This window comes from Agrobacterium sp. 22-210-1, from assembly GCF_053522525.1.
This window is the reverse complement of the sequence record NZ_JBNWCI010000001.1, coordinates 297,089-324,088: the sequence shown is the minus strand read 5'-3', so window position 1 is coordinate 324,088 and position 27,000 is coordinate 297,089. Positions and strand designations below refer to the sequence as shown.

Genomic DNA, 27,000 nt, shown 5'->3' with positions numbered 1-27,000 from the left:
GTTCCCCAAACCCAGGAGTTCCCCATGCCATCACGCCGCTCACTTCTCAAAGGCGCTGCCAGTGCCATCTTCGCCGCACCTTTCGTTGCGCCCACCGTCGCATTTGCCAAGGCGCCCCTGGCTGCCACGCAGGCACCCGCTTTTTATCGGCTGATGGTCGGCAAGGTGGAAGTCACCGCCCTTTCGGACGGCGTCATTGCGCTGCCGCTCGCCAAAATCTACACCAACACCACGCCGGAACATGCGGCCAAGGTGCTAAGGGATGCGTTCCTGCCGGAAGAGACACCGACGTCGGTCAATGCGTTTCTGGTCAACACAGGAGACAGGCTGGTGCTGATCGATGCGGGCACCGGCACCTATCTCGGCCCAAGCCTCGGCAGGCTCGTCGCCAATATCGAGGCCTCCGGTTACAAGGCCGACGAGATAGACGACATTATCCTCACCCATATCCATACGGACCATTCCGGCGGACTGTCGGCAGATGGCAAACGCGTCTTTGCCAATGCGACGCTCAGGGTCAATGCGCGCGAAGCCGCCTTCTGGCTTGACGAGGCAAAGGCCAAGGCAGCCCCTGAAGCGCTGAAGAAAGGTTATGCCGAAGCCAAGGAAAGCATCCAGCCCTATATCGATGCCGGTAAATTCGAGACCTTCAGCGATAATGCCGCACCGGTCTCCGGTCTCGGCTCGATCCTTTATGCCGGCCATACGCCCGGCCACAGCGGCATCGTTGTCGAAAGCGACGGCCAGAAGATCGTCTTCTGGGGCGATATCACCCATGGCGATATCCTCCAGTTCGATGAGCCTGATGTGGCCATCGAGTTCGACGTCGACCAGAAGGCTGCCGTCATCGCGCGTGATCTGGCGTTCAAACAGGCGGTGGAGGGCAGATATCTGGTGGCCGGCGCGCATATCGCCTTCCCCGGCATCGGCCATGTGCGCACCGACAGCACCAATTACGACTGGCTGCCGGTCAATTATACGACGCTGTAAGCGCAGAACAGAATGGTCTGATCGTGGATCAGATCAGGCCATCACCCCTAAGCGGCAGTCAGGTCAACGCCACCTGCCGCGTTTCCGCATTGATCATCGTGGCCGCGATGGCCGCCAGCACCAGCAGCCCGGCAAATATGCCGATCGCGACACCAAAGCCCTGCGCAATGGCATAACCGAGCAGAGACGGGGCCAGCAGGCCACCCAGCCTTGCCATGGCGCCTGCAGCCCCCATGCCGGTCGCCCGTGATTCCGTCGGGTAAAGCTCCGGCGTAAAGGCATAAAGCGCGCCCCAGGTGCCGAGCAGCGCAAAGCTCATGATGAGAAGCGAGGCGGCAATCATCGCACCGCCGGAAGCGAGCGTGAAAAGCAGGCATCCAAGCGCGGAGAGCAGGCAAAAACCGATCAGCGTCGGCTTGCGACCCCATTTTTCAACACCATAGGCGGCAAGCGCATAACCGGGAATCTGCGCCAGCGCCACCAGCACGAGGAACCCGTAACCGCGCACGAAGCCGAAACCGTCTCCCGCCAGCTTCGCTGGCATCCAGGTAAAGACGCCGTAATAGGAAACGGAGACGAGGAACCAGATGGTGAGGATCATCATGCTGCGCTGCCGGAGCGCCGGTGAAAATATCCCCTGCCCCTTGGCCACGTCAGGCTGGAAAAGTCCGGTCGCGGCATCGAGCGGCGCACGGCCATTCGTCACCAGCATACGGTTGACGACGGCCTTGGCCTCCTCCAATCGCCCGCTGCGCAGCAGGTAAAGCGGCGATTCCGGCACCAGAAAGCGAAGCCCAAGACCGAGGACGGCCGGAAAGGCCGTCACGGCAAAAATATAACGCCAGGCATCGGCGACGCCGGCGAGGCTGGCGCCCCAGGCCGCCAGCGCCACGATCAGCGTCCCGACGGCCCAGAAGCCTTCCAGAAAGACCAACCAGCGGCCGCGATTTTTGGCAGGCAGGAACTCGGCCATCATCGCGTAATCCACCGGCAGCGTGCCGCCCACGGCGGCACCGGTGAGAAAACGCAGGATGAGCAGAATGGTGAAATCGGGAGAGAATATCGAAAGCACGCCGAACAGGGCATCACAGGCCACGGTGACAATCAGCACCCGGCGACGGCCATAACGATCCGCCAGCCGCCCAAAACCGGCGGCACCCAGCAACATGCCGAAGAAGAACGCCGTTCCGGTCTGCAGCGCCTGCGGCACCGTCAGGCCAAAGGTTGCGGCAATCGAGGCGGCGGTGAAACCAACTGCCAGAACCTGCATGGCATCCGCCGCCCAGACGAGGCCGAAAATGCCCATCAGCCGCCGCTGATAGGCGCCTGCGCCCGCGCGCTCCAGCGCATCGTTCATGGTAATCGCCGTCATGCCCCGCCCCTTTGAAGAAATGTACTTTGATTTGCTATCGTATAGGGGGAGGAAACGGAATTGAATTCTGTGGAGGAGTGCGCTCGTTGAAACGAAATGCTCGGCGCAACGATAGGCGACCCCCTGCGCTCCCCCCTCATCCCTGTGCTTGTCACAGGGATCCAGCCAGCCTAAGTCCTTGGGCTGAAAAGAGTCTTCGCGTCGCGCGGACGCGCGTCGGCTAGATTCCTGTGACAAGCACAGGAATGAGGGAAGACAGAAGCACTGGCGAGAAAAGGCAAAGCTGCCCCTTCGGATAACCCCTCAGCCGTAAACCCTGAGCGGCTCCTCAAAACCCTCATCTTCCGCCGCAGCGGCCGGCATCACGGCCTCGCATTTGCGCCAGCCGATCCTGCCCTTCAGCCGCTGGTGCACGTCGTCACCGACAGGCACGACCAGCACCCGGTTCGGGTCGACCGGTCCCGGAAAATCGAGCGCCGCATAAGCGACCTTCTCGAAACCGAGCGGCATGTAATAGGGCGGATCGCCGATCAGGATCACGGCTTCGGAACCCTTCCGCCGGGCAGCCGCGATGGCGATCCGAACGAGTTCCCGGCCGATGCCCATGTTCTTGTGCGAGGGCCGAACGGCAAGGGGCCCGAGCATATGGCCCTTCACATCGCCCGCCAGAACCGGCGTCATGCGCACCGAAGCAATGGTTTCGCCGTCATCGGCGCAGACGAAGGACAGCGACCGGTCATGCGGCCCCTGCTCACGGATGCGTGCTGCCGCACGGGTGTGCCGGCCGGGACCAAATGCTTCTTCGTTGATGACGTCGATGATGGCGTCGTGCGACGCGTCCTCGGTGAGGTAGACAAGATCGTGCTTGGACATGAAGAGACCGAAACTTCCAGAATGCGGGTGCGACAATAGGTGACGGCTGCGCCGGTAAGGGCGTTCAGGAGCGTCAGCGTCGTCGGAGCATCCGTGGTTCGATCATAGTCAGTAATTTCCTCAGATTTGTGAAAATTGCAGTTATCAGGAAAATTCCCACCCGTCCAGAACAAATCTCGAAGCCATCTTATTCAGCCCAGGCAAGAGCGGAAACGCATTGTTCAACGCCTTGCGGGTTCGCGAGACGACAAGGAACGGTTAGGATCGCCGTCAAGGAAACAATCAAGGAGATCGTCATGGGCATGCTGGTGGAAGGCGTATGGAAAGACGTCTGGTACGACACCAAGGAAACCAAAGGGCATTTCAAGCGCGGCGCCTCGCAGTTCCGCAACTGGGTGACGGTCGACGGCACCCCCGGCCCTTCGGGCGAAGGCGGTTTCAAGGCGGAGAAGGATCGCTACCACCTCTATGTCTCCTTCGCCTGCCCCTGGGCGCACCGGACCCTGATCTTCCGCAAGCTGAAAAAGCTGGAAGACCTGATCTCGGTTTCCGTTGTCGATCCGCTGATGCTGGAAAATGGCTGGGAATTCAAGCCTGAGGGCGAACGCACCCCGGGCGCGACGGAGGACCACCTGTTCGGTTCCTCCACGCTCTGGCAGGTCTATACCCGGGCGGACCCCAAATATTCCGGGCGCGTCACCGTGCCGGTGCTCTGGGACAAACAGCGTGGCACCATCGTCTCCAATGAATCGGCGGAAATCATCCGCATGTTCAACTCTGCCTTCAACGACCTTACCGGATCGAACACGGATTATTATCCCGCAGCGCTGCGCGCCGAGATCGATGCGCTGAACGACGTGATCTATGACACCGTCAATAACGGCGTCTACAAGGCCGGTTTCGCCACCACGCAGGATGCTTATCAGCAGAATGCCGTGAAGGTGTTTGAAACGCTTGATACGCTGGAAGATCGCCTGAAAGACAGACGCTTCCTGTTCGGTACGGAGCAGACGGAAGCGGACTGGCGCCTGTTCACGACGCTGGTGCGGTTCGACCCTGTCTATGTCGGTCATTTCAAATGCAATATCCGCCGCATCCACGACTATCCGCACCTGACGGGTTACCTGCGCGACCTTTACCAGACGCCGGGCGTGCCTGACACGGTGGATATGCGCCACATCAAGGAGCATTATTACCGCAGCCACCGTACCATCAACCCGACCGGCATCGTGCCCGTCGGACCCGAGCTGGACCTGACCATGGCCCATGGCCGCGAGACGCTTGCCTGAAGGAAAGCCGCCGCCGTTACCAGTGATCGGTAACCGCCGCTCTGCCGGCAAGTTCCGCAAGGCGGCGGTGGGTGGCGGGTGTCACCCCTTCAGGCAAAGCCGAAAGGTCGAAAAAACCACTTTCGGCAATTTCATGATCCGGCTTTTTCGGCCGGGTCTGGATGACATCAAGCCGGTAAAGCGCGACATGGTCGCGATTGCTGCCTTCCAGATTGAGATAGACGTGGAAAAGCTCTGGCTTAGAAGCCGCTTCGAGATTGCCTTCCTCGCGGATTTCCTTGTGCAGCGCCGCAAGCAGGGTTTCGCCGCGCTCCACGCCACCGCCCGGCAGATACCAGCCGGGCAGATAGGTGTGCCGCACCATAAAAATCCTGCCATTTTCATCGAAACAGGCCGCACGCACCCCAAGCGTGGCGCCCCGCGTGAGCAGGAAAACGAAATGCAGAAAGCGGATGAAGACACGCATATGGAACGGACGGGCCTGTCGCTCGGTTGTCTCGTCATTCACCCTGGTTTCCCCCGCCGGCCGGCTTTTATTGGACGTGCGACATATCATAGGTTATCTCTGCCGCCATGTTCAAACTTGCGCATATTTCAGACGTCCATTTAGGGCCACTGCCGAAACTCACTTTCCGGGAACTTGCATCCAAGCGTATCACCGGTTTCGTCAACTGGCACCGCAACCGCCGCAAGCATCTCTTCACCGATACGCTGGAAAAACTGCTCGACGATCTCGAGAGCAAATCGCCGGATCATCTGGCTATTACCGGCGATCTCGTCAATCTTGCGACCGGCATTGAAATTCGTGCCGCCGCCGACTGGCTGGAGGAAGTGGGCGATCCTGAAAAGACGTCCGTCGTTCCCGGCAATCATGACGCCTACGTTTCCGGCGCGCACGACAAGGCCATGCAGGCCTGGTACCCCTATGTGCGCGGCGATGGCGACCCGCCGGAATGGGACGACGACCGCAAGATTTTCCCCTATATGCGCGTGCGTGGTCCCGTCGCACTGATCGGCTGCTCCACCTCGATTGCCACACCGCCCTTTTCGGCAACCGGCTATTTCGGCAACCGACAGGCGCGCGCGACGGCGGAGCTTTTGAAAAAAGCCGGTGAACAGGGCCTTTTTCGCGTTGTGATGATCCATCATCCGCCGATCCGGGGCGCCACTGCCGCCCATAAACGCATGTTCGGCGTTCGTCGCTTTGCCGCCGCTCTCGGCGTCGGTGGCGCGGAACTCGTGCTGCACGGTCATACCCATTTGAATACGGTGTACTGGCTGAACACCCATCACGGGGAAGACCACATCCCGGTCGTCGGCATTTCCTCCGCCAGCCAGGGACCGGGCGGTGAAAAACCGCGCGCGGCCTATAATCTCTTTCATATTTCCGGTGGTCCCGGCACCTGGAACGTCACCTGCGAGCGCCATAGTCTTGATGAGACGGGGACGGGCGTGGCGCTGGAGGATGTGCGGGTATTTTATGAAAACGGGCGGCCGCTGGGGTTTTCTTTGCCGAGGGAATAGGTTCGCGAGATCAAGGTTCGCGGGTGGGGCTTTACCCCCTCTGCCCGGCAGGGCAGAGGGGGTAAAGCCCCACCCTCAAAACAAGCTTACTTAGCCCGCTCTTCCAGCACCCGATTAGCCGCCGAAACAATCGCCTCCAGCGACGCCGCCACGATATTCGTATTGACGCCTGCCCCGAACAGCTTGCCGCCCGGATGCTCCATCTCGACATAAGCGATGGCCGAAGCATTGGAGCCATGCTGCAGCGAATGCTCGGAATAATCATTCACCGACAGATCAACCCCGAGATAGACCGACAGCGCATTGATGAACCCGTCGATCGGGCCGGTGCCCTTGCCCTCGATGCGCTTCACCTCGCCATTGTCGGTAATTTCGGCGGCAACGATGCGCACACCCTTGAAATCGCCGGCCGGATAGGTGTGGTGATCGACGAACTTGATGCGCGCATTCGGCTGCGTCACATAACGCTCGATAAAGCGTTCATAGATGCGCTTGGCCGGCAGTTCGACGCCTTCTTCATCGGTGATGCGCTGGATCTCCTCGCGGAATTCCACCTGCAGGTTGCGCGGCAGGTTGATGCCGTAATCCTGCTGGAGAATATAAGCGATGCCGCCCTTGCCGGACTGCGAGTTGATGCGGATGATCGCCTCGTAGGAACGGCCGACATCCTTCGGGTCGATCGGCAGATAGGGCACTTCCCAGACGGGATGGTTGGCAACCTTGATCGCCTTCATGCCCTTGTTGATCGCATCCTGATGCGAGCCGGAAAACGCCGTATAGACCAGTTCGCCGACATAAGGATGGCGCTCTGGAATCGTCATCTCGTTGGAATATTCATAGACGGCCTTGATGCGCTCGATATCGCGGCAATCCAGTTCCGGATCGACGCCCTGCGTATACATGTTCAGCGCCAGCGTCACGACGTCGACATTGCCGGTGCGCTCGCCATTGCCGAACAACGTGCCTTCGACACGGTCCGCACCAGCCATCAGGCCCAGCTCGGTCGCGGCGATGCCGGTGCCGCGGTCATTATGCGGATGCAGCGAGATGATGACGTTTTCGCGGTTGTCGATATTGCGGCACATCCATTCGATCTGGTCGGCATAGATGTTCGGCGTCGCCATCTCAACGGTGGAAGGCAGGTTCAGGATCAGCTTGTTGTCCGCCGTCGGCTTCACCACCTCGACCACGGCGTTGCAGATTTCCAGCGCCACTTCCAGTTCGGTGCCGGTAAAGCTCTCAGGCGAATATTCGAAGCGGAAACCACCACCGGCCTTGGCCGCCATGTCGGTGATCATCTTGGCGGCATCGACGGCAATCTGCTTGATGCCGTGCACATCCTTGCCGAACACGACACGGCGCTGCAATTCCGAGGTGGAATTGTAGAAATGGATGATCGGCTTGTTGGCGCCTCGCAGCGCCTCGAAGGTGCGGGTAATCAGCTCCGGGCGGCACTGCACCAGCACCTGCAGGGAGACGTCGTCAGGCACATTGCCCTCTTCCACGCACCAGCGGGCAAAATCGAAATCCGTCTGCGAGGCGGAAGGAAAACCGATCTCGATTTCCTTGAAACCCATTTCCAGCAGCAGCTTGAACATGCGGGCCTTGCGGTCGTGGCCCATGGGGTTGACCAGCGACTGGTTGCCATCGCGCAGGTCCACCGAGCACCAGATCGGCGCCTTGTCGATGGTCTTGCCCGGCCATGTACGATCGGGGATATTGATGGTCGGGTAAGGGCGATACTTCACGCTCGCGTCGTTCATGCCCTTGGAAATATTGGTGATCTTGCCGTCCATTTCGCTTCCTCCTTGCGCAGTCCGCGGGCTTCTTCAAGCCATCGGCGGATGCGCGGCCCTTTAGAGCCTAAATCCAGTATAAAATGAGATTTCGAGATGAGGAGCGTTTGCGCCAGCGGGCTTTCGGCCGCCGGGCGCTCCTCACTGGACCCGGCAACCGCGTGTAAGGTCGAGGCTAAGAAGCGAGAGTGCACCGCACGGCGAGGCCTTCGCAAAAATCTGCGCGCTCATGCCGAAAATGGTTGCGATGCTGTTGCTCATGGCGACGTGTATAAACAGCGGCTGGCGGTCTGACAAGTGATCTTGTGATGCGCAGGTTATTTTACTTGCCTGCCATTCTCTAGTCTTTCGGCGATCCACAATTTGACAAGCGACTGCCGGGTCACTCCGAGACGTCGCGCTTCGTTGTCGAGATCGTTGACGACCCATGTCGGAAAATCGATGTTGACGCGCTTGGGTTCGATGTTGAGATGCCGCGCCGTCGACCAGTCGAGATATTCGCTGATGTCTTCGCCATCATCGGCCACCCTGTCGAATTCTTCTACGCTTATGGTCTTCATAATGATGCCTCTCTAATTCACGGGCACGGCGCACGGAAATGATGCGAATACGGCCGCCTCGCAATGTATGGACAGCCAGCCACAATTTCTCTCCGAGAAGAGCGATGAGCGCGAGCCGCTCTTCTCCAATACCGTTCGCGGTAACCGTCAAACCGTATTTATCGTGCCACAATGCCTGCGCGTCGACAAAATCAATGCCGTGCTTGTCTTTATTCCCAGCGCTCTTTACCGGATCAAATTCGAATACCAGAAGAATATAATATAAAAACTATACCATTTCCACTACTTAACCACGCTTCACCAGCCGCTGCAACGCCATCATCAACCCGCCGCCGATCAGCCCCCAGAAAGCCCCGGAAACACCGCCGAAGGAGAGGCCCGAGGCCGTGATGAGAAAGGTGATCGCAGCCGCCTCTCGCGTCTCTGGCTCCTTGAAAGCCGCGACGGCAGAGCCAGAAAAGGCGCCGACCAGCGCCAGCCCTGCCACCGCCTGAATGAGAATGGGCGGCGCCAGCGCCACGAATGCCGTGACCACGCCAGCCAACAGGCCGAAGATGATATAACCGACACCGCCGATGATCGCAGCCCAATAGCGACGTTTGGGATCGGCATGGGCGTCCTCGCCCGCGCACATCGCCGCCGTGATCGCCGCAAGATTGACGGCATGGCCGCCGAAGGGGGCGGACAGCAGCGAGAAGAAGCCCGTCGTGGCGAAAAGCGGTCCGGGTTGCGGATCGTAATGATTGACCTTCAGCACCGCGATGCCGGGAATGTTCTGCGAGGCCATGGTGACGATGAACAGCGGCAGCGCTATGGAGACGACGGCGTGCAGGCTGAAGACGGGCGTTACCCATTCCATCGGCGGCGTCAGCGATTGCGCCACGCTATCGAGCGCGCCCGCCGGAATATCGACCCCGAAAATCATGACAAGCACGAAGGCAGCAAGCGCCGCAGGCACGGCGAAAAGCCGCCGGAAAGCCCCAACCACGATCCAGGCGAGAATGATCGGCAGGCCGAGCGCCGGGTTAAAGCCGATCGCCTTGATCGGCGCAAAGCACAGGCCGATGATGACACCTGACAGCATGGCATTGGCAAGCGGCGCGGGAATGGAGGCAACCGCGCGCCCGAGCGGCTTGAACAGGCCGGCGATGATGATCAGGACGGCGCAGATGATGAAACCGCCGACAGCCGCCGGAAATCCGCCTTCGATCACCCCGGTGGTTGCCAGAAGGGCCGCACCCGGCGTCGACCAGGCAATGCTGATCGGCAGCCGGGTGGTGACGGAAAGAACGATGGCGCAAAGCCCCATCGCCACCGAAAGTGCCATCAGCCCGGAGGCAGCCTCGAAATCCGTCGCGCCGACGGCTTTCAGTCCCTGCAGCACGACGGCAAAGGAGCTGGCAAACCCGACAAAGGCGGTAAGGCATCCCATGAACAGGCTCTGGACGGAAAAATCTTTCAGCATGAAGCACTCTGCGGGCCTGCTGCCAGTCGCAAGAACCGCAGCGGACCGCGGGGCGACAGGCAGGAACAAAATTTGAAGCGTAGGGCGCGAATCCGGACGGCGCGACACGCTTTGGATGAAGCATGACTATAGTCAGGATCAAAAAAGACAAGGCCTGGCAAGATGAACCGCCGGACTTCAGGTACGGAGATACGGAAAACGTCATCAAAGTTTAGCGGCAGGGCGCTAATCCTCGCGGCATCCATCCCAACAGGACCATCCGCCACAAGAGGGACCTTGCCATGTTTCGCATCGCCACCATCGCCGCTTTCTGCCTTGTGGCCCTTCCGGCCGCCGCCCAGACCCCGCCGCCGCCCGCCTTTCTCGGCCAAATCATCGTGCCTTCCGGCCTCTCGATCAATGGCGTCGCTTTCGGCGGCATTTCCGATCTGAGTTTTGATAGCGAAACCGGCCGTTATCTGGCTATTTCCGATGACCGTGTCGAAAAAGGCCCTGCCCGTTATTACGAGCTGGAACTGGCCGTCACGGAAGGTGTCGTCACGCTGAACATCGCCGCCACGCGCGAACTGAAGGACGAGACCGGCGCAGCCTTCGCGCTGAAGGGCATCGACGCCGAAGGCATCGCGCGCGACCGCAAGGCCGGCAAGCTCTACTGGTCCTCGGAACGCGACCTGAAAAACCAGCCGGCGATCTATGTGTCGGACCTCGATGGCGGCAATGTGAAACGGCTGGAACTGCCTGACGCCTATCTCGTCAATGATGCAAAGACCAGGGGCGTGCAGAACAATCTCGGCTTTGAAGGCCTGACCCTGTCATCCGACCGGCTGATCGCCGCCACGGAAAACGCGCTGACCCAGGACGGCCAGAAGGCAACCCCGCAGGCCGGCAGCCCGGCCCGTATCCTCGTCATCGACACGGCGACACTGAAGCCGGTCGCCGAACATGTCTATGTCACCGAGGCGATCTCCAAGACCCCGACAGCCGCCGAGCCGAAATACAACGACAATGGTCTCTCCGCCATCGCCGCCATGCCGGATGGTCGATTCGTCACTGTAGAGCGCAATTTCGCTTCCGGCGTCGGCAACCATATCCGCTTTTTCATTGCCGACCTGTCCGGCGCAGAAAACATCCTCGGCAAGGACAAGATCGAGGCGGCGAATGTGCGCGCCGTATCGAAAACCCCGTGGTTTGAGATCAACGAAGGCGATTTCGGGCTCGACATCGACAACATCGAAAGCTTCGCATTCGGACCGGTGGTGGATGGCAAGCAGCTTTTCTTCATCGCCTCGGACGATAATTTCAATCCTGGCAAGCAGTTCACCCAATTCGCAGCCTTCGCAATTCCCGCCAATCTGGGTCAGTGAAGTCAGTGACGGCATGAGATACCGGCTCCGGACCACGTTCGGAGCCGGCAAGAAAAGTGCCTTTCACCAGCGCAGAAAACGGGAACCCGCAAAGGCACCGATCAGGCCCATCATGAGAATGCCCAGCGAATACCAGATCAACACGAATGCCATGCCGTTTTCGGTGCAGAACCAGGAATAGACCCAGGCTCCCGCCGCACCCGCTGCAAGGCCACCGACAAAACCGGCAAGCGTGGGGTTAGCCGGGGCGGAGCGCTTGAGAACAGCGAAATTCGCCGAAAACACGGGAAGTGAAAAAGCCGCGATCAGAAACGGGCAATGCAGCGCCGACGATCCCAGAATAAGGGCGCGATAACTGCCCGGCACGGCAAAACCGAGTTGGACAAGCGCTATCGCCACCATCGCGACGAAAATCAGCGCAAGCCAAACAAAGAAAAGACCACTGTCCCCTTCGGGGCTGGAAAGGCGCCTGATGGCGACAAATGCAGCCACGGCCAGCACGGCATTGTAGGCTGACTTGATCCAGAAACCCAGTTCGGTGAAAGCATCATCCATATCGACGCGCAGCCCGAGAATGACGAGCATCAGCACCAGCGAAATGCCGAGTGCGGGCAAGACCGCAAGCGCGAGCCTGCGCTCCATCGCAAACGCGGATACGGGCCTGAGGTCACCCGCCAGTTGATCAATGATGTCGTCCGTCTTTCTCACGAATCTCCCCGCAATTTTGCCGCCAGGACTTTCAGCGTCCTGTGGATGCCGACCCTTGCCGCAAGCTCGGTCTGGCCGGATTTTTTTGCCGCTTCGGCAATCGACTGCCCCTCAAGCTTCACATTGCGAATGAGGTCGCGTTGCCGTTCCGGCAAGTCGTCGAGCAGCCGCTCCACATCCATGCGTGCCGTCACCGCATCGATGGTTGGCTCGGCCTCCAGCGTTTCATCGAGCTCGACTTCCGCCCGCATGCGCCCGCCCCTGCCACGATAGTGGTCGATGAGCTTGTAGCGCGCGATCGAAAAGAACCAGGCCGTGAACGGTCGCGCACGATCATAGGTCTCCCGTTTGGCGTGAAGCGACAAAAGGGTTTCCTGCACAAGATCTTCCACATCGCCTCTGGAAGTGGAGGCCATGCGCCGCCCGTAATAGGCAATAAGCAACCGGCGCAAGGCGTGGAGCAAATGCCTGTAGGCGCTATCGTCCCCGTCAAGGGAACGCAGCATCAATATCTTTAATGTTTCTTCCGAAAGGCTGCCTGTCATCGTCACTATCGGGTTATTCGCAGTCCGAAGGATATTGTTACATAATGGCTTTAAAAAAATCTCGCCCGAATATGCCGTCACAAGACCGTGAAGCTGTAACGATAGGCCGTTTCCGACCGAATGGAGAGTCGTGAACCCCCGGCACAACGCCGGCGGACACAAGATGACGTCCAGAGGAGACCTTTCATGACCCGCATTTCTGCAGCCGTTGCCGTCGCTTCCATGCTGTCCGCCCTGTCTTTCGCAGGCATCGTCCATGCCGACAGCATGAAAACCGATACGATGAAGAAAGACGCCATGAAGCCTGAGACAATGAAAATGGAACCGATGAAAAAGGACGGCATGTCCATGGCCAGCAAGAAGGACTGCATGCACAAGGCTGGCATGGAAATGGACAAGATGAAGAAGGCCGACATGATGAAGGCCTGCGACACCATGAAATGACACCAGAGCATTTTCGCTTTTCTCCGAAACGCGAAAACACTCCGTCTCTTTGTTTTTACGCATTGTCCTGACGTAAAACGATCCCGCTTTGGCTGGAAATGCTCTAGCCTGAATGAAAAAGCCCGCGCCGGTTTCCACCGGCACGGGCTTTTTCAACAGATAATCAGAAACTCAGAGTTCCGACTGGCTCTCGACGATCTTGCCGACGAGGCCGTAATCCTTGGCCTCGTCCGCGCCGAGCCAATAATCGCGATCGATATCCTTGGCGATCTTTTCTTCGCTCTGGCCGGTGGCCTTGGAGAAGATCTTGATCAGGCGCTGGTTCATCTTGATGATTTCGCGGGCCTGGATTTCGATGTCGGATGCCATGCCGCGCGTACCGCCGGAGGGTTGGTGCAGCAGGAAGCGGGTGTTCGGCAGGCAAAGGCGCCGTTCCTTCGGCACCGAAACATAGATCAGCGCGCCGGCGGAAGCGACCCAGCCCGTGCCGATGATATAGACCTTCGGCTTGATGAACTTGATCATGTCATGGATGGAATCACCCGATTCCACGTGACCGCCCGGTGAATTGACGTAAACGCGAATGTCATCGTCACTGGCGGCGGCAAGCGCGACCAGCTGCGTGCAGACCTTCTGCGCCAGTTCCTGCGTGATGCCACCATAGATGAAGATCGAACGCGACTTGAAAAGATTCGCTTCCGTTTCCTTGCCGATCGGCAGTTCCTTGCTCTTGTCGTCTTCGTCTTCGTTCATCAACGGCTCTCTCCAGCGTAATTCTTGCATGCCCTTCGGACATAGTGCGACTTGTTACGTAAGGCAATGAGCGAAAAAGACAAGGTTCGCGCCTGAACAATAAACAGCACCCCCGGCAGATGACGCATGGACAGCATATTTGCGTTCACGATATCGTTGACCCCTTATTGCAGCGCCGCCCGGCCCGGAAGCCCAGGATCCTGACCGGCGGCAACAATCAAAAGAGGGAAACATGCTGAAAAGACTAAGCCTTGCCGCTGCCGCGCTCGGCGTTACCGCCCTGCCCGCCTTTGCCCATTTGAACCCGGAAGAACACGGCTCCTTCATGGCCGGCGTTTCCCACCCCTTCTTTGGGGCGGACCATATTCTGGCGATGGTGGCCGTCGGCATATGGGCCTCGCAGATCGCTACGGCGGACAGTGACCGCAAAGCCCTGTGGATCGTGCCCTCCGCTTTTGTTGGCACCATGGCCGTCGGGTTTCTGATGGCGGTTTACGGTATCGGTCTTCCCTTCGTCGAACCCGCCATTCTCGCCTCCGTCATTGGTCTCGGCCTGCTGGTTGCCGCAGCGGCAAAGCTTCCCGCGGCGGCGGCGGCAGCGGTTGTCGGCGCGTTCGCGCTTTTCCATGGCTACGCCCATGGTGGTGAACTGGGCAGTGCAGGCGCCTGGCAATTCGGCCTTGGCTTCATGATCGCCACCACGCTGCTGCATCTGGCCGGCATCGCGCTTGGCCTTGGCATTTCCCGTTTCGGCTCGGCGGCAAGCCGCACCATCGGCGCGCTGACGGCAATCGCCGGCCTGTCGCTTGCCCTGGGCGGCTGACGATCATTACCGAAATTTAAAATTCGACCGCTTTGAAAAGCCAAAATTGAGGCCTACCTCCTTATCGTGGATTTACGCTTCACGGTAAGGAGGCAGCATATGTCACCGGAAGAAAGCCAGCTTCTCAAGGCCCTGTTCGACAGGACCAAAACCGCATCCGCCACCCCGCGTGACCGCGAGGCGGAAACATTGATCGCAGACGCCGTGCGCGATCAGCCCGCAGCCCCCTATTATCTCGCCCAGGCGGTGATCGTTCAGGAAAAAGGGCTGGAAGCGGCAGCAGCCCATATCAGGCAGCTCGAAGAACGCATCCATGCGCTGGAAAGCGGCAATGGCGCCCCGCAGACGGCCGCACAGGGCGGGTTCCTGAGTTCCATTTTCGGCACCGGCCAGCCTCAGCCACCCGCACCAACGCCAGCCCCTGCTGTGGCGCCAACCTCATGGCGCAACGATACCGCCGGTCAGACGGCCGGTCCGTGGGGATCTCAGGCGGGTCAACAGCAACCCAGCGGCCCCTGGAGCCAGCAACCTACTGCCGTTGGGCGTTCAGGTGGTGGATTTCTGCAGGGCGCGCTCGGCACGGCCGCCGGCGTCGCAGGCGGCATGCTGCTTGCCAATTCGTTGAGCGGCATTTTCGGCAGCCACATGTCGTCGCTCGGGCTCGGTTCACCCTTCGGCGGCGGTAATGCGGCGGGTAACGCCCCCGTCGAGGAAACCGTCGTCAACAATTATTACGGCGACAGCGCCAGCCAGCAGAATAACGACGACGATGACGACAATACACAGCAGGCCGATTATGATGACAGCGCCGACGATATGGATTCCGATTCAGGCGACGACGGTTCGTTCGCCTGAATCTTGATGCGTCTAAACAGCCGGATCAGCCCCGACCGCGATAAGGCGCGACGCCCTGATCCGGCAGCCACACGCCTTCGGGCGCCGCTCCGGTCTGCCAGAAGACGTCGATGGGAATGCCGCCACGCGGATACCAGTAAGCGCCGATGCGCAGCCATTTCGGCTGCAGCAGCTCCACCAGACGCTTGGCGATATAGACCGAGCAATCCTCGTGGAATGCGCCGTGGTTGCGGAAGGATTGCAGGAAAAGCTTCAGCGACTTCGATTCCACCAGGAAATCACCCGGAATATAATCGATGACGATATGAGCGAAGTCCGGCTGGCCGGTCATCGGGCAAAGCGAGGTGAATTCGGGCGCGGTGAAGCGCACGACGTAATCGGTGCCGGCATTGCCGTTCGGCACTTTTTCGAGAATGGCCTTTTCCGGGCTCTCGGGCGTATCGACCTTCGTGCCCAGCTGCGACAGGCCGGAAACATCCGTCACGGACATGGAAAACTCCTGTTCATTCATACAATGACTTTGACGCCATGCGCCTTTTCGCCTTCCGGCTCGACGTGAATGGCAAGGCTGGCGCCCGGTATGACCTCCCTTATGGCATCTTCAAGGCGGTCGCAAATATCATGCGCCTCCCGCACCGTCATCGTGGCGGGAACGACCACGTGGAAATCGATGAAAGCCGCAGAACCGGCGCGCCGGGTTCTAAGGTCATGCACGCCCATGACGCCGCCGGAATGTTCGGCAATCGCCTTCTTGATCGCCTCGTCTTCTTCCGGCTCCACCGCCCGGTCCATCAGCCCGCCAAGCGAATGCAGGATGACCTTCGATCCCTGAAACAGGATGTTGATGGCAACCAGTATGGCGAGCAGCGGATCGAGAATGGCGTAACCCGTCAGAAGCGCCAGAATGAGGCCGACGAGAACGCCCGCTGACGTCACGACATCGGACATGATGTGATGACCATCGGCGGCAAGCGCCGGGGAAGCGTATTTCCTGCCGACACGGATCAGGGTCGTCGCCCAGACGGCATTGATGACCGCTGCAAATGCGTTGATGGCAAGACCGAGAACCGGCGCTTCCGGCAGCCTCGGATTGAAGAGGCCGCCCCACGCTTCCTGCACGATCAACAGCGCGGCAACAACGATCAGCACGCCTTCCACGACGGCGGAAATATATTCCGCCTTGTGATGGCCGAACTGGTGGTCGTCATCGGCAGGTTTCTGCGCATACCGGATGACGAAATAGGCGATGAAGGCCGCGACCACGTTGACGGTCGATTCCAGACCATCAGACAGAAGTGCGACGGACCCCGTGACCCACCAGGCCAGAAGCTTGAGGCCCAGCACGCCGAAAGAAAGTGGAATGCCCCAGAATGCGAGCTTCCTTACCAGTGCATTGCCTTCACTGTTCATTTTTGCCCCCGTGCGGATGCGAACGAATTGCATGACCGACTGCCAAAACGCACGAACCGCGCGCACGGGGTCTCCGTGCGCGCGGTTCGCTATTGGGTTTTCTATCGTTCAAACCGCCGGCAAGGTCAAGAGCCTCAAGGTCGCATCAACGACCTCAATCCTCGCTTTTCTGTTCGCAGAAACGGATGCGGTTGCCGAAGGGATCGGTGATTTCCATCACATCGCCCCATGGCAGTTCTTCGACGCCCGGCTTCATGAAGCGATAATCATGTGCCGCCAGTTCCTGTTGAAAAGCGTGAACGCCGCGCATGGTGACAAAGATGTTGGAGCCCGGCGTCGCATCGCCGTGGTGGCCGCTGAGGTGCAGCCCCATTCCGGCGCGCGATACCTGCATATAAAGCGGGAAATTGTCGCCGAAGCGATGTTCCCAGTCGACCTCGAAACCGAGAAAATCGACATAAAACTCCCGCGCCTTGGCCTCGTCGAAAATCCTGACGATCGGGAATGTCCGCTCGAAACCGATTTCTGAAAGGCTGTGCTTCCCGGCGTCGCCCATTCTCACTGCCCCTTTTCAGGCCATAAAAGAAGACCGGCCGCAACGGGTGCGGCCGGTATCGTCAACTTATTCGGCGGCGACGATCTTGCCGTCCTGCCACTTGAAGAGCGAGAAGGTCTGCGACGTCAGGTCGCCATTCTCGCCATAGGTGACCTTGCCGATGGCCGTGGCGAAAGCATCGCCGCTCTTCAGAGCCTTGACAACCGCTTCGGCATCCTTGGCGCTTCCAGCCTTCTCGATGCCGGCCTTCAACACTTCAACGGCAGCATAGGCATTGAGGGTGAAGGCTTCCGCCGGAATGTTGGCGGCCTTCAGCGCTTCGGCTGCGGCCTTGCTGTCATCGTTCTTCAGCGCGTCGGAGGCGTTGGTGAAGATCGTGCCTTCGCCAGCCTGCGAACCAATGTTCCAGAACTCGCTGTTCGACAGGCCGTCACCGCCGATGACGGCGGCCTTGGAGCCGATGTCCTTCAGCTGGCGCACCAGAAGACCGGCTTCCGGATGGTAACCGCCGAAATAGACGATATCGGCATTGTCGGACTTCAGGCGGGCCGTCAGCGCGCCGAGATCCTTTTCGCCCGGTGTCAGCGCATCATAGAGAACTTCGGTCACGCCGCCGGCATTCAGCGTTGCCTTGAAGGCATCCGCGAGACCTTTGCCGTAAGCGCCCTTGTCGTGAATGATGGCGATCTTCTTGTCCTTGAGGTTGGCGAGAACGTATTTCGCCGCAACCTCGGCCTGCTGGTCGTCACGACCGCAGGTGCGGAAGACGTTGGAAAGGCCACGGTTCGTCAGGCCCGGCGCAGTTGCCGTGGGAGTGATCATCAGCACGCCGTTTTCGGCAAAGACATCCGATGCCGGAATGGCGACGCCCGACGTCACCGGACCAACGACGAAATGAATGCCTTCGGCAACGAGCTGGTTGGCCGCGGAAACGCCCTGCTTCGGCTCACCGCCATCGTCGGCCAGCTTCAGCACGATCTGTTCGCCGAGGATACCGCCCTTTTTGTTGATTTCATTGACTGCCGTCTGGGCGCCGTTCTTGACCTGGTCGCCATAGGCGGCGACAGGGCCGGTCAGCGGCGCAATCAGCCCGATGACGATTTCGGCATGGGCAAGGGGTGCGAATGCGAAGGACGCTGCAAGCGTCACGCTGGTCAATGTCTTCAGTTTCATCCTGGTGTCTCCTTAAAAGGGGTCGCGGACCCGGTGAGCGCCATGGGCGTTGATCGAATGAAACCTATCGGACGCCTCCCGGCGAAAACTCGTTCCATGTTTGAATTCCGAGCCTTCAATCTCAACTCATACGGAAGGTTTGATGATTTATGCAAGTCACCTTTGTTGGATAAGGTCTATTACCTGTAAATCAATCGCCCCGCCCGTCATGATTGCGCCATCAGAACCGATAATCGACCCTTCGTAAACCCTTGGCGTTTGCCTGCCAGAAGAGGATAATGCCGGCATGATCGCAGCAGATGACGCATTTCTGACGGGCCTCCCCGTCTTCCGGCATTTTGAAGACGTGGCAGACCCGGCGCTTTACCGCGCCCTGCCGCCGGGATGGGGATTGGCCATCGCCGATATCGTCGATTCGACGGCCGCAATCGGCGCCGGCAGATACAAGTCCGTCAACATGGCCGGCGCGGCGGTCATATCAGGCGTCTCGAACAGTCTTGGCCGCCACGACCTGCCCTTCGTCTTCGGCGGCGATGGCGCTGCCGTCGCCGTGCCCGCAAACGGACTGCCGCTTGCAGGCATCGCTCTTTCGAACGTGCAGCGCTGGGTGAAGGACGATCTCGACCTTTCGATGCGGGTCGCCCTGGTCCCGATCGAAGACATCCGCACAAACGGCTTCGATGTCAGGGTCGCACGCTTTCAGGCAAGCGAAGATGTTTCCTACGCCATGTTTTCGGGCGGCGGCAACAGCTGGGCGGAAGCGCGGATGAAAGACGGGCAATATACCCTGCCAGCCGCCGCAGCCGGTGAGCGGCCGGATCTCACTGGCCTCTCATGTCGCTGGAACCCCATTCCGGCCACCCATGGCAAGGTGGTGTCGATCATCGCCGTGCCGGGACCGTCGCAGGATATGCCCGCCTTCCGGCAACTGGTCGTCGATCTCGTTGACCTGGCCGCACAGGATGCAAGACATGGCCACCCCGTGCCGGAGGACGGACCGAAGCTCGGTTTTGTTGGAGAAGGCCTCGATCTGGAAGCAAAGGCCGGCGCGGCCTATCACGATGGCTGGGGGCAGAAGCGCCGTTCGCTGCGCATCCTCGGCGAAAGCCTGCTCGTCAATCTCCTCGGCCGGACGGGACTATCGCTTGGACGGTTCAATGCCATGCGTTACCGGCGCTCGGTGGCCAGCAATACCGATTTCAGAAAATTCGATGACGGGCTGAAGATGACGGTGGACATAGACGCCGCGCGGCTCGAAAAAATCCATGCCCGGCTGGAACAGGCCCGCTTGTCCGGAACCTGTTATTTCGGCCTGCACGAGCAGGGGGCTGCCTTGATGACCTGTATCGTTCCCTCGCCGCTTTCGCGAGATCACATGCATTTCGTGGACGGCGCAGATGGCGGATATGCGGCTGCGTCGAGCCGCCTCAAACGACAGATGCAGGCGGCGCCATCCTCCTGAAACCCGCCGGTGTGAGAGGCGCATCTCTTTGCCCTATGAACCCTCTGATGCAAACGCAGGACCCGAAAACGAAAAACCGGCGTCGTGCGCCGGTTTCAACGGATATGTTGCCGTAAAGGCCTGAAAATGGCCGTGGGATCAAGCGGCAGTCTTGCTGCTGCTCTTCTGCACCTGGCAATAAATTTCCTCGAGGGATGCGAGGATTTTTTTGACGGATTCGGAATTGCTGGAATAATAGATGGTCTGCGCATCCCGTCGTGTCTTGACCAGCCGTTGCGCACGCAATTTGGAAAGATGCTGCGAAAGAGCGGACTGGCTGAGACCAACCTGCGAAGCGAGAACACCGACCGGCACTTCCGTATCCACCAGCGTGCATAAGATCATCAGGCGCTTGGGATTCGCCATCGCTGAGAGCAAGTCTGCAGCGGCGATGCTATGTTCCGACAGAGATTGGTTATCCATACGCTCAAGTCTCCTGATGACAGTCGGAAAGACCGTCATGGTGGCTATAATAGGTGTTCCAAAAGAAGTTTTTATAATTCGGCGGATACGTTGTATATACCTAAATCTTGCTTATATCGTGTCCCTTTCAAAGACTATTCTTGATCATTTATTTACTTAAGACATCGCGACTAAATTATAATCTTTTTGCCTGATTTTTATCAATTTATCAATAACCTTATGTATTAGCGGTAGTATTTATAAGCAGCAAACGATCAGAATTTGAGCGTATAAATCCTGACGACCAGTGACCGGTTTTGAGGCTGCAATCTTATACCACCTTAAATTTAGCAACGGCCTACAGAATCTAGATTAACTTTGCGCAATTTTCTCGAAATTTGCAATATGATTTTTATTAGTAATTATTTTCATGCATAACTTGTGATACCAAAAATATTCTTTGCTACCATGGGAAGGTATAACTTGCGCTGCAAGGTCCGTTTAAAAGCATAAAGGGCCATCCATCACGGAAGGCCCTTTATGCTGTTCTCGCAGAAAAAAATATTATTTTTTTCGGTGACGGGTCAGCCCGGTCACGATCTCATCTGCGGAAATCGTGCCTATGATGGCGCCATTGTCGACGACACCGATCGCGCCCGAATGCTTCGCAAGCGCATCGAGAATGTCGATCAGCGGCGATGACGCAAGCGCAGTGGCCGCCACGGTCAGCCGCCCGTTTCGTTCGTCCACACCCGGCTTCATCACGTCGGCGGCGGTGAGCATCGAGATAGGGTTCATGTTCTGCACGAAGTCAGCGACATATTGCGTGGCCGGCTGCTTGACGATCTGCTGTGGCGTACCGCACTGGATGATGCGCCCGCCTTCCATCATGGCGATGCGATTGCCGATGCGGAATGCTTCGTCCAGATCGTGGCTGACGAAGAGAATGGTCTTCTTCAGCCGGCTCTGGAATTCCAGGAGCTCGTCCTGCAAACGGCTTCTGATGAGCGGATCGAGCGCCGAAAACGGCTCGTCCATCAAGAGAATCGGCGCTCCGGTGGCAAAGGCCCGGGCCAGCCCCACGCGCTGCTGCATGCCGCCGGAAAGCTCCCCCACCTTGCGGTCGGCCCAGGCGGACAGGTTCACCAGCTCCAGCTGCTCGGCCACCATGCGTTTGCGCTCTGCTTCCGGCACGCCGGAAAGCTCAAGCCCGAAGCCGACATTGTCGGCCACATTGCGCCAGGGCAGAAGGCCGAATTGCTGGAACACCATCGAAACCGTATGCGTGCGCAGGTCGCGCAGCGTCTTCGCCGGGCAGCGATAGGGATCGACATAACCGGACTTGGTCTTCACACCGACATTGCCGCGCACCACCGGCGCCAGACCATTAACGGCCCGAAGCAACGTCGATTTTCCGGATCCGGAAAGCCCCATGAGCACGAGGATTTCGCCTTCACTCACCGACAGCGAGGCATTGGCAACACCGAGCACCAGCCCGGTCTCGCTATTGATCTCGTCACGGGTACTGCCTTTGTCGATCATCGGCAGGGCGGCATCGGGCCGGTCACCGAATACGATATCGACATTTCCGAAGATGATGGCATCACTCATAGGTCATCCTCCGCACCGGGAAGTCGGAAAAGCCGGTCGAGAACGATCGCCAATATGACGATGCATAGTCCCGCCTCGAAGCCCATGGAGATATTGACGGTGTTGAGCGCACGCACCACCGGTACGCCGAGCCCGTTGGCGCCGACGAGAGCGGAGATGACCACCATCGACAGCGACAGCATGATCGTCTGGGTCAAGCCCGCCATGATCTGCGGTGCGGCGAAGGGAAGCTCCACCTTGCGCAGAACCTGAGAGGGCGTCGCACCGAAGGCGACCGCCGCCTCCACCAGCGCCGGCGGCGTCGAGACGATGCCGAGGCGGGTAAGCCGCACGGGGGCCGGAATGGCGAAGATGACGGTGGCGATGAGCCCCGGAACCATGCCGAGGCCGAATAGCACCAGCGCGGGAATGAGATAAACAAAGGTCGGGATGGTCTGCATCAGGTCCAGCACCGGGCGCATGCCGGCATAGATCCATTTACGCCGTGCCGCCAATATGCCGAGCGGTATGCCGATGATCATGCACACAGCGCTCGCGGCAATCACCAGCGCCAGCGTTTCCGTCGTGGCTTTCCAGTAACCGAGATTGATGATGAGCAGCAGGCCGAGCGCCGTGAAGAGCGGCATGCCGACCGAGCGGCGTGTCCAGGCCGAAAGCGCCGTCAATATCGCGACGATGATCAGCGGATGCGGCGCCTGCAAAACATAAAGCAGGGCGTTGATGACGCTTTGGAAGATGAAAGAAAGCCAATCGAAGAAAAAAGCGAGATTGCCGGTCAGCCAGTCGATGGCCTCCTTGGCATATCGGCCGACAGGCAGGCGGTTTTCAGGAGCGCTGAGCCATTCCACGGTAAGAAAAGACCTTTCGTGAACAAATGCAGAAACGACGGCCGGCAGCGAGACTGCCGGACGCGGTGCTGGCGCGTGACCTGCGATGCGATAAAATTCGCCGGCTGAGGTCATGCATGGGCATCGTTATTTCCCGCTGCGTCCGGCCTGTCGCACAGGCCGGACGCAGTCATGCATAGTCTTGCGTTAAAGGCCCAGTGCCTTCTTGGCGGCGGGCAAGGCGTCGGCACTGCCGTCCCTGGTCTTGACGTTGGCGAGCCAGGGCTCGATCGCTGCCGGATTGGCTTTCAGCCAGGCGGTCGCGGCCGCTTCGCCCTCAAGGCCGTCATTCAGGATCTTGCCCATGATCTCGTTTTCCATGGGCAGGGAAAATTGCAGGTTCTTCAAAAGAGTGCCGACATTCGGGCATTCCTCGACATAACCCTTGCGGACATTGGTATGGATCGTCGCGCCGCCGAGATTGGGGCCGAAGACCTCGTCGCCGCCGGTCAGATAGGTCAGCTTGAAATTCGCATTCATCGGATGCGGCTCCCAGCCGAGGAAGACGATCGGCTCGCCGGATTTTTCCGCACGGGCAACCTGCGACAGCATGCCCTGTTCGGAAGACTCCACCACCTCGAATGATTTCAGGCCGAAACTGTCCTTAGCCACCATGTCGAGGATCAGGCGATTGCCGTCATTGCCCGGCTCGATGCCGTAAATCTTGCCGCCAAGATCGGCGCTATGGGCGGCGATATCCTTGAAGTCCTTGATGCCGAGTTCCGCGCCCTTGGCGTTGGTCGCCAGCGTGTATTTCGCGCCCGTCAGGTTTTCACGCACCGTCTCAACAGATTTGTCCTCGCGGTAAGGCGCGATATCGCCTTCCATGGTCGGCATCCAGTTGCCGAGGAAGACGTCGATGTCCTTGTTTTTCAAGGATGTATAGGTAACGGGTACGGAGAGAAGCTTGACGTCGGTTTCATAACCCAGGCTTTTCAGAAGTACGGTGGCGGTCGCCGTTGTGGCCGTGATGTCGGTCCAGCCAACATCTGAAAAACGCACCGTACCGCAACTTGCCGGCTCGGCGGCACCGGCCACGCTGAACGTCATGGAGGAGATTGCTGCGGCCAAGGCCAGACAGCGACTTTTATTTGCAAACATCGCTTGCTCCCTGTTTTTTCGTTCCCTTGCCATTATCAATATCTGCCGGCCACAATCAACTCGCGTGCATTTGCGTGCTTTGGCCCACCGTTTGCGACAAAACCGTGAAAATGTCGGTCTTTAACGGCGTAAAGGCGAGAATGGCAGGCCGTGGAAATCTGTGTTTTTTCCATCGCCGCACTTTTCAACCCGCTTGTTCGCCGTCAAAAGACGCAGATTGCAACATCGTTCAGGAATGAGAATCGGTTTTGCGCAGGCGCGATGCGCCGATTCAAGAGGTTGGAGCATTGTTACGGCGCGTCCGAAGGACGCAAAGGCGCTTCGGGAGTGGATAATGGCAAAACTCTATTTCAATTATGCGGCAATGAATGCCGGCAAATCGACCATGCTGCTGCAGGCGTCCTATAATTATCAGGAACGCGGCATGCGCACGCTGATCTTCACGGCCGCCTTTGACGATCGGGCGGGTGCCGGCCGGGTGGCATCGCGCATCGGCCTTTCTTCCGACGCCCGGACCTTCGACGAAAGCACGGATATCTTCGCCGAAGTATCGGCCCTCAATGCCGAAGCGCCGGTCGCCTGCGTATTCATCGACGAAGCCAACTTCCTTTCGGAACACCATGTCTGGCAGCTGGCCGCCATTGCCGACCGGCTGAACATCCCGGTCATGACCTATGGGCTGCGCACCGATTTTCAGGGCAAGCTTTTTCCGGCCTCGAAGGAACTGCTCGCCATTGCCGACGAGCTTCGCGAAATCCGCACAATCTGCCATTGCGGCCGCAAGGCGACGATGGTTGCCCGTTTCGATAATGCGGGCAATGTCGTCAGGGAAGGCGCGCAGATCGATGTCGGCGGCAACGAAAAATATGTTTCCTTCTGCCGCCGCCACTGGGTGGAAACGGTGAAGGGCGGCTAGAGCATTTCCAGGAAAAGTGCCCCCATTTCCGTCCTGAAACGCGACTAAACAAAGAGTTAGAGTTTTTCGCCATCCGAAGAAAAGTGAAAGCGCTCTAAATCTGCGTCCGGTTGCCGCATTTGATTTTTCGCAAAGATGGCTGCCCTGCTCCTGCGCTAAGACCACCGAGACACATTCGCGTGGATGTGCTTTCTCTCAGGAGCAAAATTATGCAGAACAAAACTGCCAAATTCGCCAGCCTCGCCATCATCGCAGGCCTTTTCGCCTTTCCCGCCCTGTCCGCTGAAATCGAAGTAAAGATGCTCAACAAGGGCAGCGACGGTCAGGCGATGGTCTTCGAACCGGCAACCGTCAAGGCCGCCGTCGGTGACGTCATCACCTTCGTCCCGGTCGACAAGGGCCATGATGCGGCAGCCGTCAAGGAAATGATCCCCGAAGGTGTCGCCGACTTCAAGGGCAAGATGAACGAGACGGTGAAGGTCACTGTCGACAAGGAAGGCGCTTATGTCATCAAATGCACGCCGCATCTCGGCATGGGAATGATAGCGCTGGTCGTCGTCGGCGATGCGCCGCCAGCCAATCTGGATGCCGTCAAGAATGGCAAGCTGCCTAAAAAAGCCCGCGACCGGCTGAACGCCGAGATTGCCAAGCTCGGCCTGTAACAGCATATCCCCGCGGCTCCGCGACGGTAGTATCCGGTGAAGCAGTCTGAGCATGCCGGAACAGCCGACGCGGACCGCAGGTTGAGAAAAGTTTCGCAATCATGTTGTATCCCGGTTGACCGGGACATATCTGGAAGACAGTAAATGACCGTGGTTTTTCCGAAGCGCCGAAGGGCGCCCGGTTGAGCCGCGGATTTTCTTCCGGCGTCCAGCCCCACGGGCAGAGGAGACTATGACGACATGATCGACCGGATCACCGCATTGATTCAGGCAGCCTTCAGCGCCATTGGCAAGGCCGCCGGCATGGTCGTCGCCTGGCTTTTGTGGCCCTTCATGGCCGCCCATGGCTGGTATCGCGATCGCAACTGGATCATCAAGGGGCCGATTGCTCTGGTTCTCATCCTGCTTGCCGGCTTTTATGGATATTTCGTCTGGCAGACGCAGGTCTGGAGCAATTTCGACCCGGATTACATTTCCCGCTACAAGCTAGCCGAACGCACCGTGCCGCCCGGACAGGAATTGCCGACCGCCACCCCGGCTGCGGCCGCCGGCGCCACCGGCGCTGCCGCCAACACGTCCGCACCGGTGTGCCAGCGATCCGCCATCGTTGATGCCGCCGCCGATCTCACCGATTTCAACGTCAACCAGAACGCATGGATTTCCTCCATGCTGCTCTACCGTCTCGGCCTTTTCGGCATGGACTGGGACAGCACGCCGTTTCTGGACAACAAGGCGTCATTCCAGCGTGGTGTGAACCAGGCCGTGCGCCGCACCTCGGTGGAACTGGTGGATACGCTCGGCCGCGTGCGCGGAACCTCTGGTATCAACAACAATCTCCAGGAAGCGCGTGGCAACATGCAGTTTAGCGAATATTCCTGGTATTTCGGCCTTGATCCCTTCGGCCCGAAGACGCCGACGCCCAGCTATTACCGCGCCGCGATCCGCAGCTTCCAGGCCTTTAATGGCGAACTGACCGCCTGCAAGGCCGTCTTCGATACCCGTGCCGACAACCTCATCCAGTTCATCGACCGCATCGCCGGCGATATCGGCTCCACCTCTGCAATTCTGCGCGAGCGTTCGGAGAATTATAATGGCGGCTGGTTCGACACCCGCGCCGATGACCGTTTCTGGTTCGCTTATGGCCAGCTCTACGGATATTACGGCGTGCTTTCCGCCGCCGGATCGGACTTCGCGCAGGTCATCCGCGAGCGCAACCTGACCAACCTGTGGAACGACACGCTGGCGCAGACCCGCGCGGCGCTGCGCATCCAGCCGGCGATCATTTCCAACGGTGAGGAAAGCGGCTGGATCATGCCCTCGCATCTCGCCACGATGGGATTTTACGTGCTGCGGGTGCGCTCCAACCTCGTCGAGCTCCGTTCCGTCCTCGACCGCTGACAAGGGAGCCGGCTCTTCGCGG

General features: G+C 59.0%; 29 protein-coding genes. 11 read left to right on the top strand and 18 right to left on the bottom strand.

Translation table 11 applies throughout. The features are described 5' to 3' along the window. Positions 1-24: 24 nt before the first annotated feature. Complete coding sequence (locus ACQZ5F_RS01625) at positions 25-990, top strand: MBL fold metallo-hydrolase (protein ID WP_448731018.1); 966 nt, start codon at positions 25-27, stop codon at positions 988-990. Positions 991-1,048: 58 nt separating this feature from the next. Here ACQZ5F_RS01625 and ACQZ5F_RS01620 read toward each other — a convergent pair whose 3' ends face one another. Continuing rightward, on the bottom strand, positions 1,049-2,362 hold the full coding sequence (locus tag ACQZ5F_RS01620) for an MFS transporter (RefSeq protein WP_046797932.1): 1,314 nt from the start codon (positions 2,360-2,362) through the stop codon (positions 1,049-1,051). A 303-nt stretch (positions 2,363-2,665) separates the two neighbouring features. Then, positions 2,666-3,235 carry a GNAT family N-acetyltransferase gene (locus ACQZ5F_RS01615; protein WP_046797931.1) on the bottom strand — a complete coding sequence of 190 codons (570 nt, stop codon included), beginning with the start codon at positions 3,233-3,235 and terminating at the stop codon, positions 2,666-2,668. Positions 3,236-3,531: 296 nt separating this feature from the next. Here ACQZ5F_RS01615 and ACQZ5F_RS01610 point away from each other — a divergent pair, with 296 nt between their 5' ends. Next, positions 3,532-4,524: a glutathione S-transferase family protein gene (locus tag ACQZ5F_RS01610; protein WP_448731019.1), complete on the top strand. Its 993-nt coding sequence runs from the start codon at positions 3,532-3,534 to the stop codon at positions 4,522-4,524. Between the two features lie 16 nt (positions 4,525-4,540). On the opposite strand, the gene ACQZ5F_RS01605 is transcribed toward ACQZ5F_RS01610, so the two are convergent. Then, entirely contained in the window at positions 4,541-5,032 is a 492-nt protein-coding gene (locus ACQZ5F_RS01605) for an NUDIX domain-containing protein (protein WP_052818093.1), read from the bottom strand. Between the two features lie 65 nt (positions 5,033-5,097). Here ACQZ5F_RS01605 and ACQZ5F_RS01600 point away from each other — a divergent pair, with 65 nt between their 5' ends. Continuing rightward, a complete protein-coding gene (locus tag ACQZ5F_RS01600) occupies positions 5,098-6,048 on the top strand; it encodes a metallophosphoesterase family protein (RefSeq protein ID WP_046797928.1) in 951 nt (316 codons plus the stop codon). 86 nt (positions 6,049-6,134) lie between these two features. On the opposite strand, the gene leuA is transcribed toward ACQZ5F_RS01600, so the two are convergent. The 4 genes from leuA to ACQZ5F_RS01580 form a co-directional block, all read right to left on the bottom strand. Next, the gene (leuA, locus tag ACQZ5F_RS01595; protein ID WP_225339210.1) at positions 6,135-7,844 is read right to left on the bottom strand and encodes a 2-isopropylmalate synthase; all 1,710 of its coding nucleotides are present in this window, start codon (positions 7,842-7,844) and stop codon (positions 6,135-6,137) included. Positions 7,845-8,161: 317 nt separating this feature from the next. After that, entirely contained in the window at positions 8,162-8,404 is a 243-nt protein-coding gene (gene brnA, locus ACQZ5F_RS01590) for a type II toxin-antitoxin system BrnA family antitoxin (protein ID WP_046797926.1), read from the bottom strand. Further along, positions 8,361-8,654 carry a BrnT family toxin gene (locus ACQZ5F_RS01585; RefSeq protein WP_080841934.1) on the bottom strand — a complete coding sequence of 98 codons (294 nt, stop codon included), beginning with the start codon at positions 8,652-8,654 and terminating at the stop codon, positions 8,361-8,363. The genes brnA and ACQZ5F_RS01585 overlap by 44 nt, the downstream gene beginning before the upstream one ends. A gap of 36 nt (positions 8,655-8,690) precedes the next feature. Continuing rightward, positions 8,691-9,869 (bottom strand): benzoate/H(+) symporter BenE family transporter, encoded by a 1,179-nt coding sequence (locus tag ACQZ5F_RS01580; RefSeq protein ID WP_225339211.1) that lies wholly within the window; start codon positions 9,867-9,869, stop codon positions 8,691-8,693. Positions 9,870-10,150: 281 nt separating this feature from the next. Here ACQZ5F_RS01580 and ACQZ5F_RS01575 point away from each other — a divergent pair, with 281 nt between their 5' ends. After that, positions 10,151-11,233, top strand: coding sequence for an esterase-like activity of phytase family protein (locus ACQZ5F_RS01575; protein WP_225339212.1), 1,083 nt, complete (start codon positions 10,151-10,153; stop codon positions 11,231-11,233). Between the two features lie 63 nt (positions 11,234-11,296). On the opposite strand, the gene ACQZ5F_RS01570 is transcribed toward ACQZ5F_RS01575, so the two are convergent. Together ACQZ5F_RS01570 and ACQZ5F_RS01565 are read right to left on the bottom strand one after the other, a co-directional pair. Next, on the bottom strand, positions 11,297-11,941 hold the full coding sequence (locus tag ACQZ5F_RS01570) for an NrsF family protein (protein ID WP_225246173.1): 645 nt from the start codon (positions 11,939-11,941) through the stop codon (positions 11,297-11,299). After that, on the bottom strand, positions 11,938-12,453 hold the full coding sequence (locus tag ACQZ5F_RS01565) for a sigma-70 family RNA polymerase sigma factor (protein WP_046797921.1): 516 nt from the start codon (positions 12,451-12,453) through the stop codon (positions 11,938-11,940). Before ACQZ5F_RS01565 ends, ACQZ5F_RS01570 begins: the two co-directional genes overlap by 4 nt. Before the next feature lie 219 nt (positions 12,454-12,672). Between ACQZ5F_RS01565 and ACQZ5F_RS01560 the strand changes: the two genes are divergently transcribed. Further along, positions 12,673-12,930, top strand: a complete 258-nt coding sequence (locus ACQZ5F_RS01560) for a pentapeptide MXKDX repeat protein (protein ID WP_046797920.1) — start codon at positions 12,673-12,675, stop codon at positions 12,928-12,930. 171 nt (positions 12,931-13,101) lie between these two features. Here the strand turns inward: ACQZ5F_RS01560 and ACQZ5F_RS01555 are convergent, their stop codons facing one another. Beyond that, complete coding sequence (locus ACQZ5F_RS01555) at positions 13,102-13,683, bottom strand: ATP-dependent Clp protease proteolytic subunit (RefSeq protein ID WP_046797919.1); 582 nt, start codon at positions 13,681-13,683, stop codon at positions 13,102-13,104. 232 nt (positions 13,684-13,915) lie between these two features. On the opposite strand from ACQZ5F_RS01555, the gene ACQZ5F_RS01550 reads away from it, so the two are divergent. Both ACQZ5F_RS01550 and ACQZ5F_RS01545 read left to right on the top strand, forming a co-directional pair. Continuing rightward, entirely contained in the window at positions 13,916-14,506 is a 591-nt protein-coding gene (locus ACQZ5F_RS01550) for a HupE/UreJ family protein (protein WP_225339213.1), read from the top strand. Between the two features lie 99 nt (positions 14,507-14,605). Beyond that, positions 14,606-15,361, top strand: coding sequence for a DUF2076 domain-containing protein (locus tag ACQZ5F_RS01545; RefSeq protein ID WP_225246171.1), 756 nt, complete (start codon positions 14,606-14,608; stop codon positions 15,359-15,361). A 25-nt stretch (positions 15,362-15,386) separates the two neighbouring features. Here ACQZ5F_RS01545 and queF read toward each other — a convergent pair whose 3' ends face one another. The 4 genes from queF to ACQZ5F_RS01525 all read right to left on the bottom strand — a co-directional run bounded on the left by queF (position 15,387) and on the right by ACQZ5F_RS01525 (position 18,500). Further along, a complete protein-coding gene (gene queF / locus ACQZ5F_RS01540; RefSeq protein ID WP_052818355.1) occupies positions 15,387-15,851 on the bottom strand; it encodes a preQ(1) synthase in 465 nt (154 codons plus the stop codon). A 17-nt stretch (positions 15,852-15,868) separates the two neighbouring features. Further along, a complete protein-coding gene (locus ACQZ5F_RS01535) occupies positions 15,869-16,771 on the bottom strand; it encodes a cation diffusion facilitator family transporter (RefSeq protein WP_225339345.1) in 903 nt (300 codons plus the stop codon). 154 nt (positions 16,772-16,925) lie between these two features. Beyond that, complete coding sequence (locus tag ACQZ5F_RS01530; protein WP_225339214.1) at positions 16,926-17,327, bottom strand: glyoxalase superfamily protein; 402 nt, start codon at positions 17,325-17,327, stop codon at positions 16,926-16,928. Positions 17,328-17,393: 66 nt separating this feature from the next. Then, positions 17,394-18,500 (bottom strand): branched-chain amino acid ABC transporter substrate-binding protein, encoded by a 1,107-nt coding sequence (locus tag ACQZ5F_RS01525; RefSeq protein ID WP_046797915.1) that lies wholly within the window; start codon positions 18,498-18,500, stop codon positions 17,394-17,396. A 286-nt stretch (positions 18,501-18,786) separates the two neighbouring features. Here ACQZ5F_RS01525 and ACQZ5F_RS01520 point away from each other — a divergent pair, with 286 nt between their 5' ends. Next, positions 18,787-19,962 carry a DUF3095 domain-containing protein gene (locus ACQZ5F_RS01520; protein ID WP_046797914.1) on the top strand — a complete coding sequence of 392 codons (1,176 nt, stop codon included), beginning with the start codon at positions 18,787-18,789 and terminating at the stop codon, positions 19,960-19,962. Between the two features lie 138 nt (positions 19,963-20,100). On the opposite strand, the gene ACQZ5F_RS01515 is transcribed toward ACQZ5F_RS01520, so the two are convergent. The 4 genes from ACQZ5F_RS01515 to ACQZ5F_RS01500 all read right to left on the bottom strand — a co-directional run bounded on the left by ACQZ5F_RS01515 (position 20,101) and on the right by ACQZ5F_RS01500 (position 23,951). Beyond that, positions 20,101-20,424: an ArsR/SmtB family transcription factor gene (locus ACQZ5F_RS01515; protein ID WP_046797913.1), complete on the bottom strand. Its 324-nt coding sequence runs from the start codon at positions 20,422-20,424 to the stop codon at positions 20,101-20,103. A 543-nt stretch (positions 20,425-20,967) separates the two neighbouring features. Further along, on the bottom strand, positions 20,968-22,014 hold the full coding sequence (gene choV / locus ACQZ5F_RS01510) for a choline ABC transporter ATP-binding protein (RefSeq protein ID WP_046797912.1): 1,047 nt from the start codon (positions 22,012-22,014) through the stop codon (positions 20,968-20,970). Beyond that, entirely contained in the window at positions 22,011-22,862 is an 852-nt protein-coding gene (gene choW / locus ACQZ5F_RS01505; RefSeq protein WP_046798408.1) for a choline ABC transporter permease subunit, read from the bottom strand. Before choW ends, choV begins: the two co-directional genes overlap by 4 nt. Positions 22,863-23,048: 186 nt before the next feature. Beyond that, positions 23,049-23,951, bottom strand: a complete 903-nt coding sequence (locus tag ACQZ5F_RS01500; RefSeq protein WP_432704568.1) for a choline ABC transporter substrate-binding protein — start codon at positions 23,949-23,951, stop codon at positions 23,049-23,051. A gap of 385 nt (positions 23,952-24,336) precedes the next feature. Here ACQZ5F_RS01500 and ACQZ5F_RS01495 point away from each other — a divergent pair, with 385 nt between their 5' ends. The 3 genes from ACQZ5F_RS01495 to ACQZ5F_RS01485 all read left to right on the top strand — a co-directional run bounded on the left by ACQZ5F_RS01495 (position 24,337) and on the right by ACQZ5F_RS01485 (position 26,978). Then, positions 24,337-24,918 (top strand): thymidine kinase, encoded by a 582-nt coding sequence (locus ACQZ5F_RS01495; protein WP_137085008.1) that lies wholly within the window; start codon positions 24,337-24,339, stop codon positions 24,916-24,918. Positions 24,919-25,127: 209 nt separating this feature from the next. Further along, positions 25,128-25,580 carry a pseudoazurin gene (locus ACQZ5F_RS01490; RefSeq protein WP_046797909.1) on the top strand — a complete coding sequence of 151 codons (453 nt, stop codon included), beginning with the start codon at positions 25,128-25,130 and terminating at the stop codon, positions 25,578-25,580. A gap of 240 nt (positions 25,581-25,820) precedes the next feature. After that, complete coding sequence (locus tag ACQZ5F_RS01485; RefSeq protein ID WP_046797908.1) at positions 25,821-26,978, top strand: DUF2333 family protein; 1,158 nt, start codon at positions 25,821-25,823, stop codon at positions 26,976-26,978. Positions 26,979-27,000: the final 22 nt, after the last annotated feature.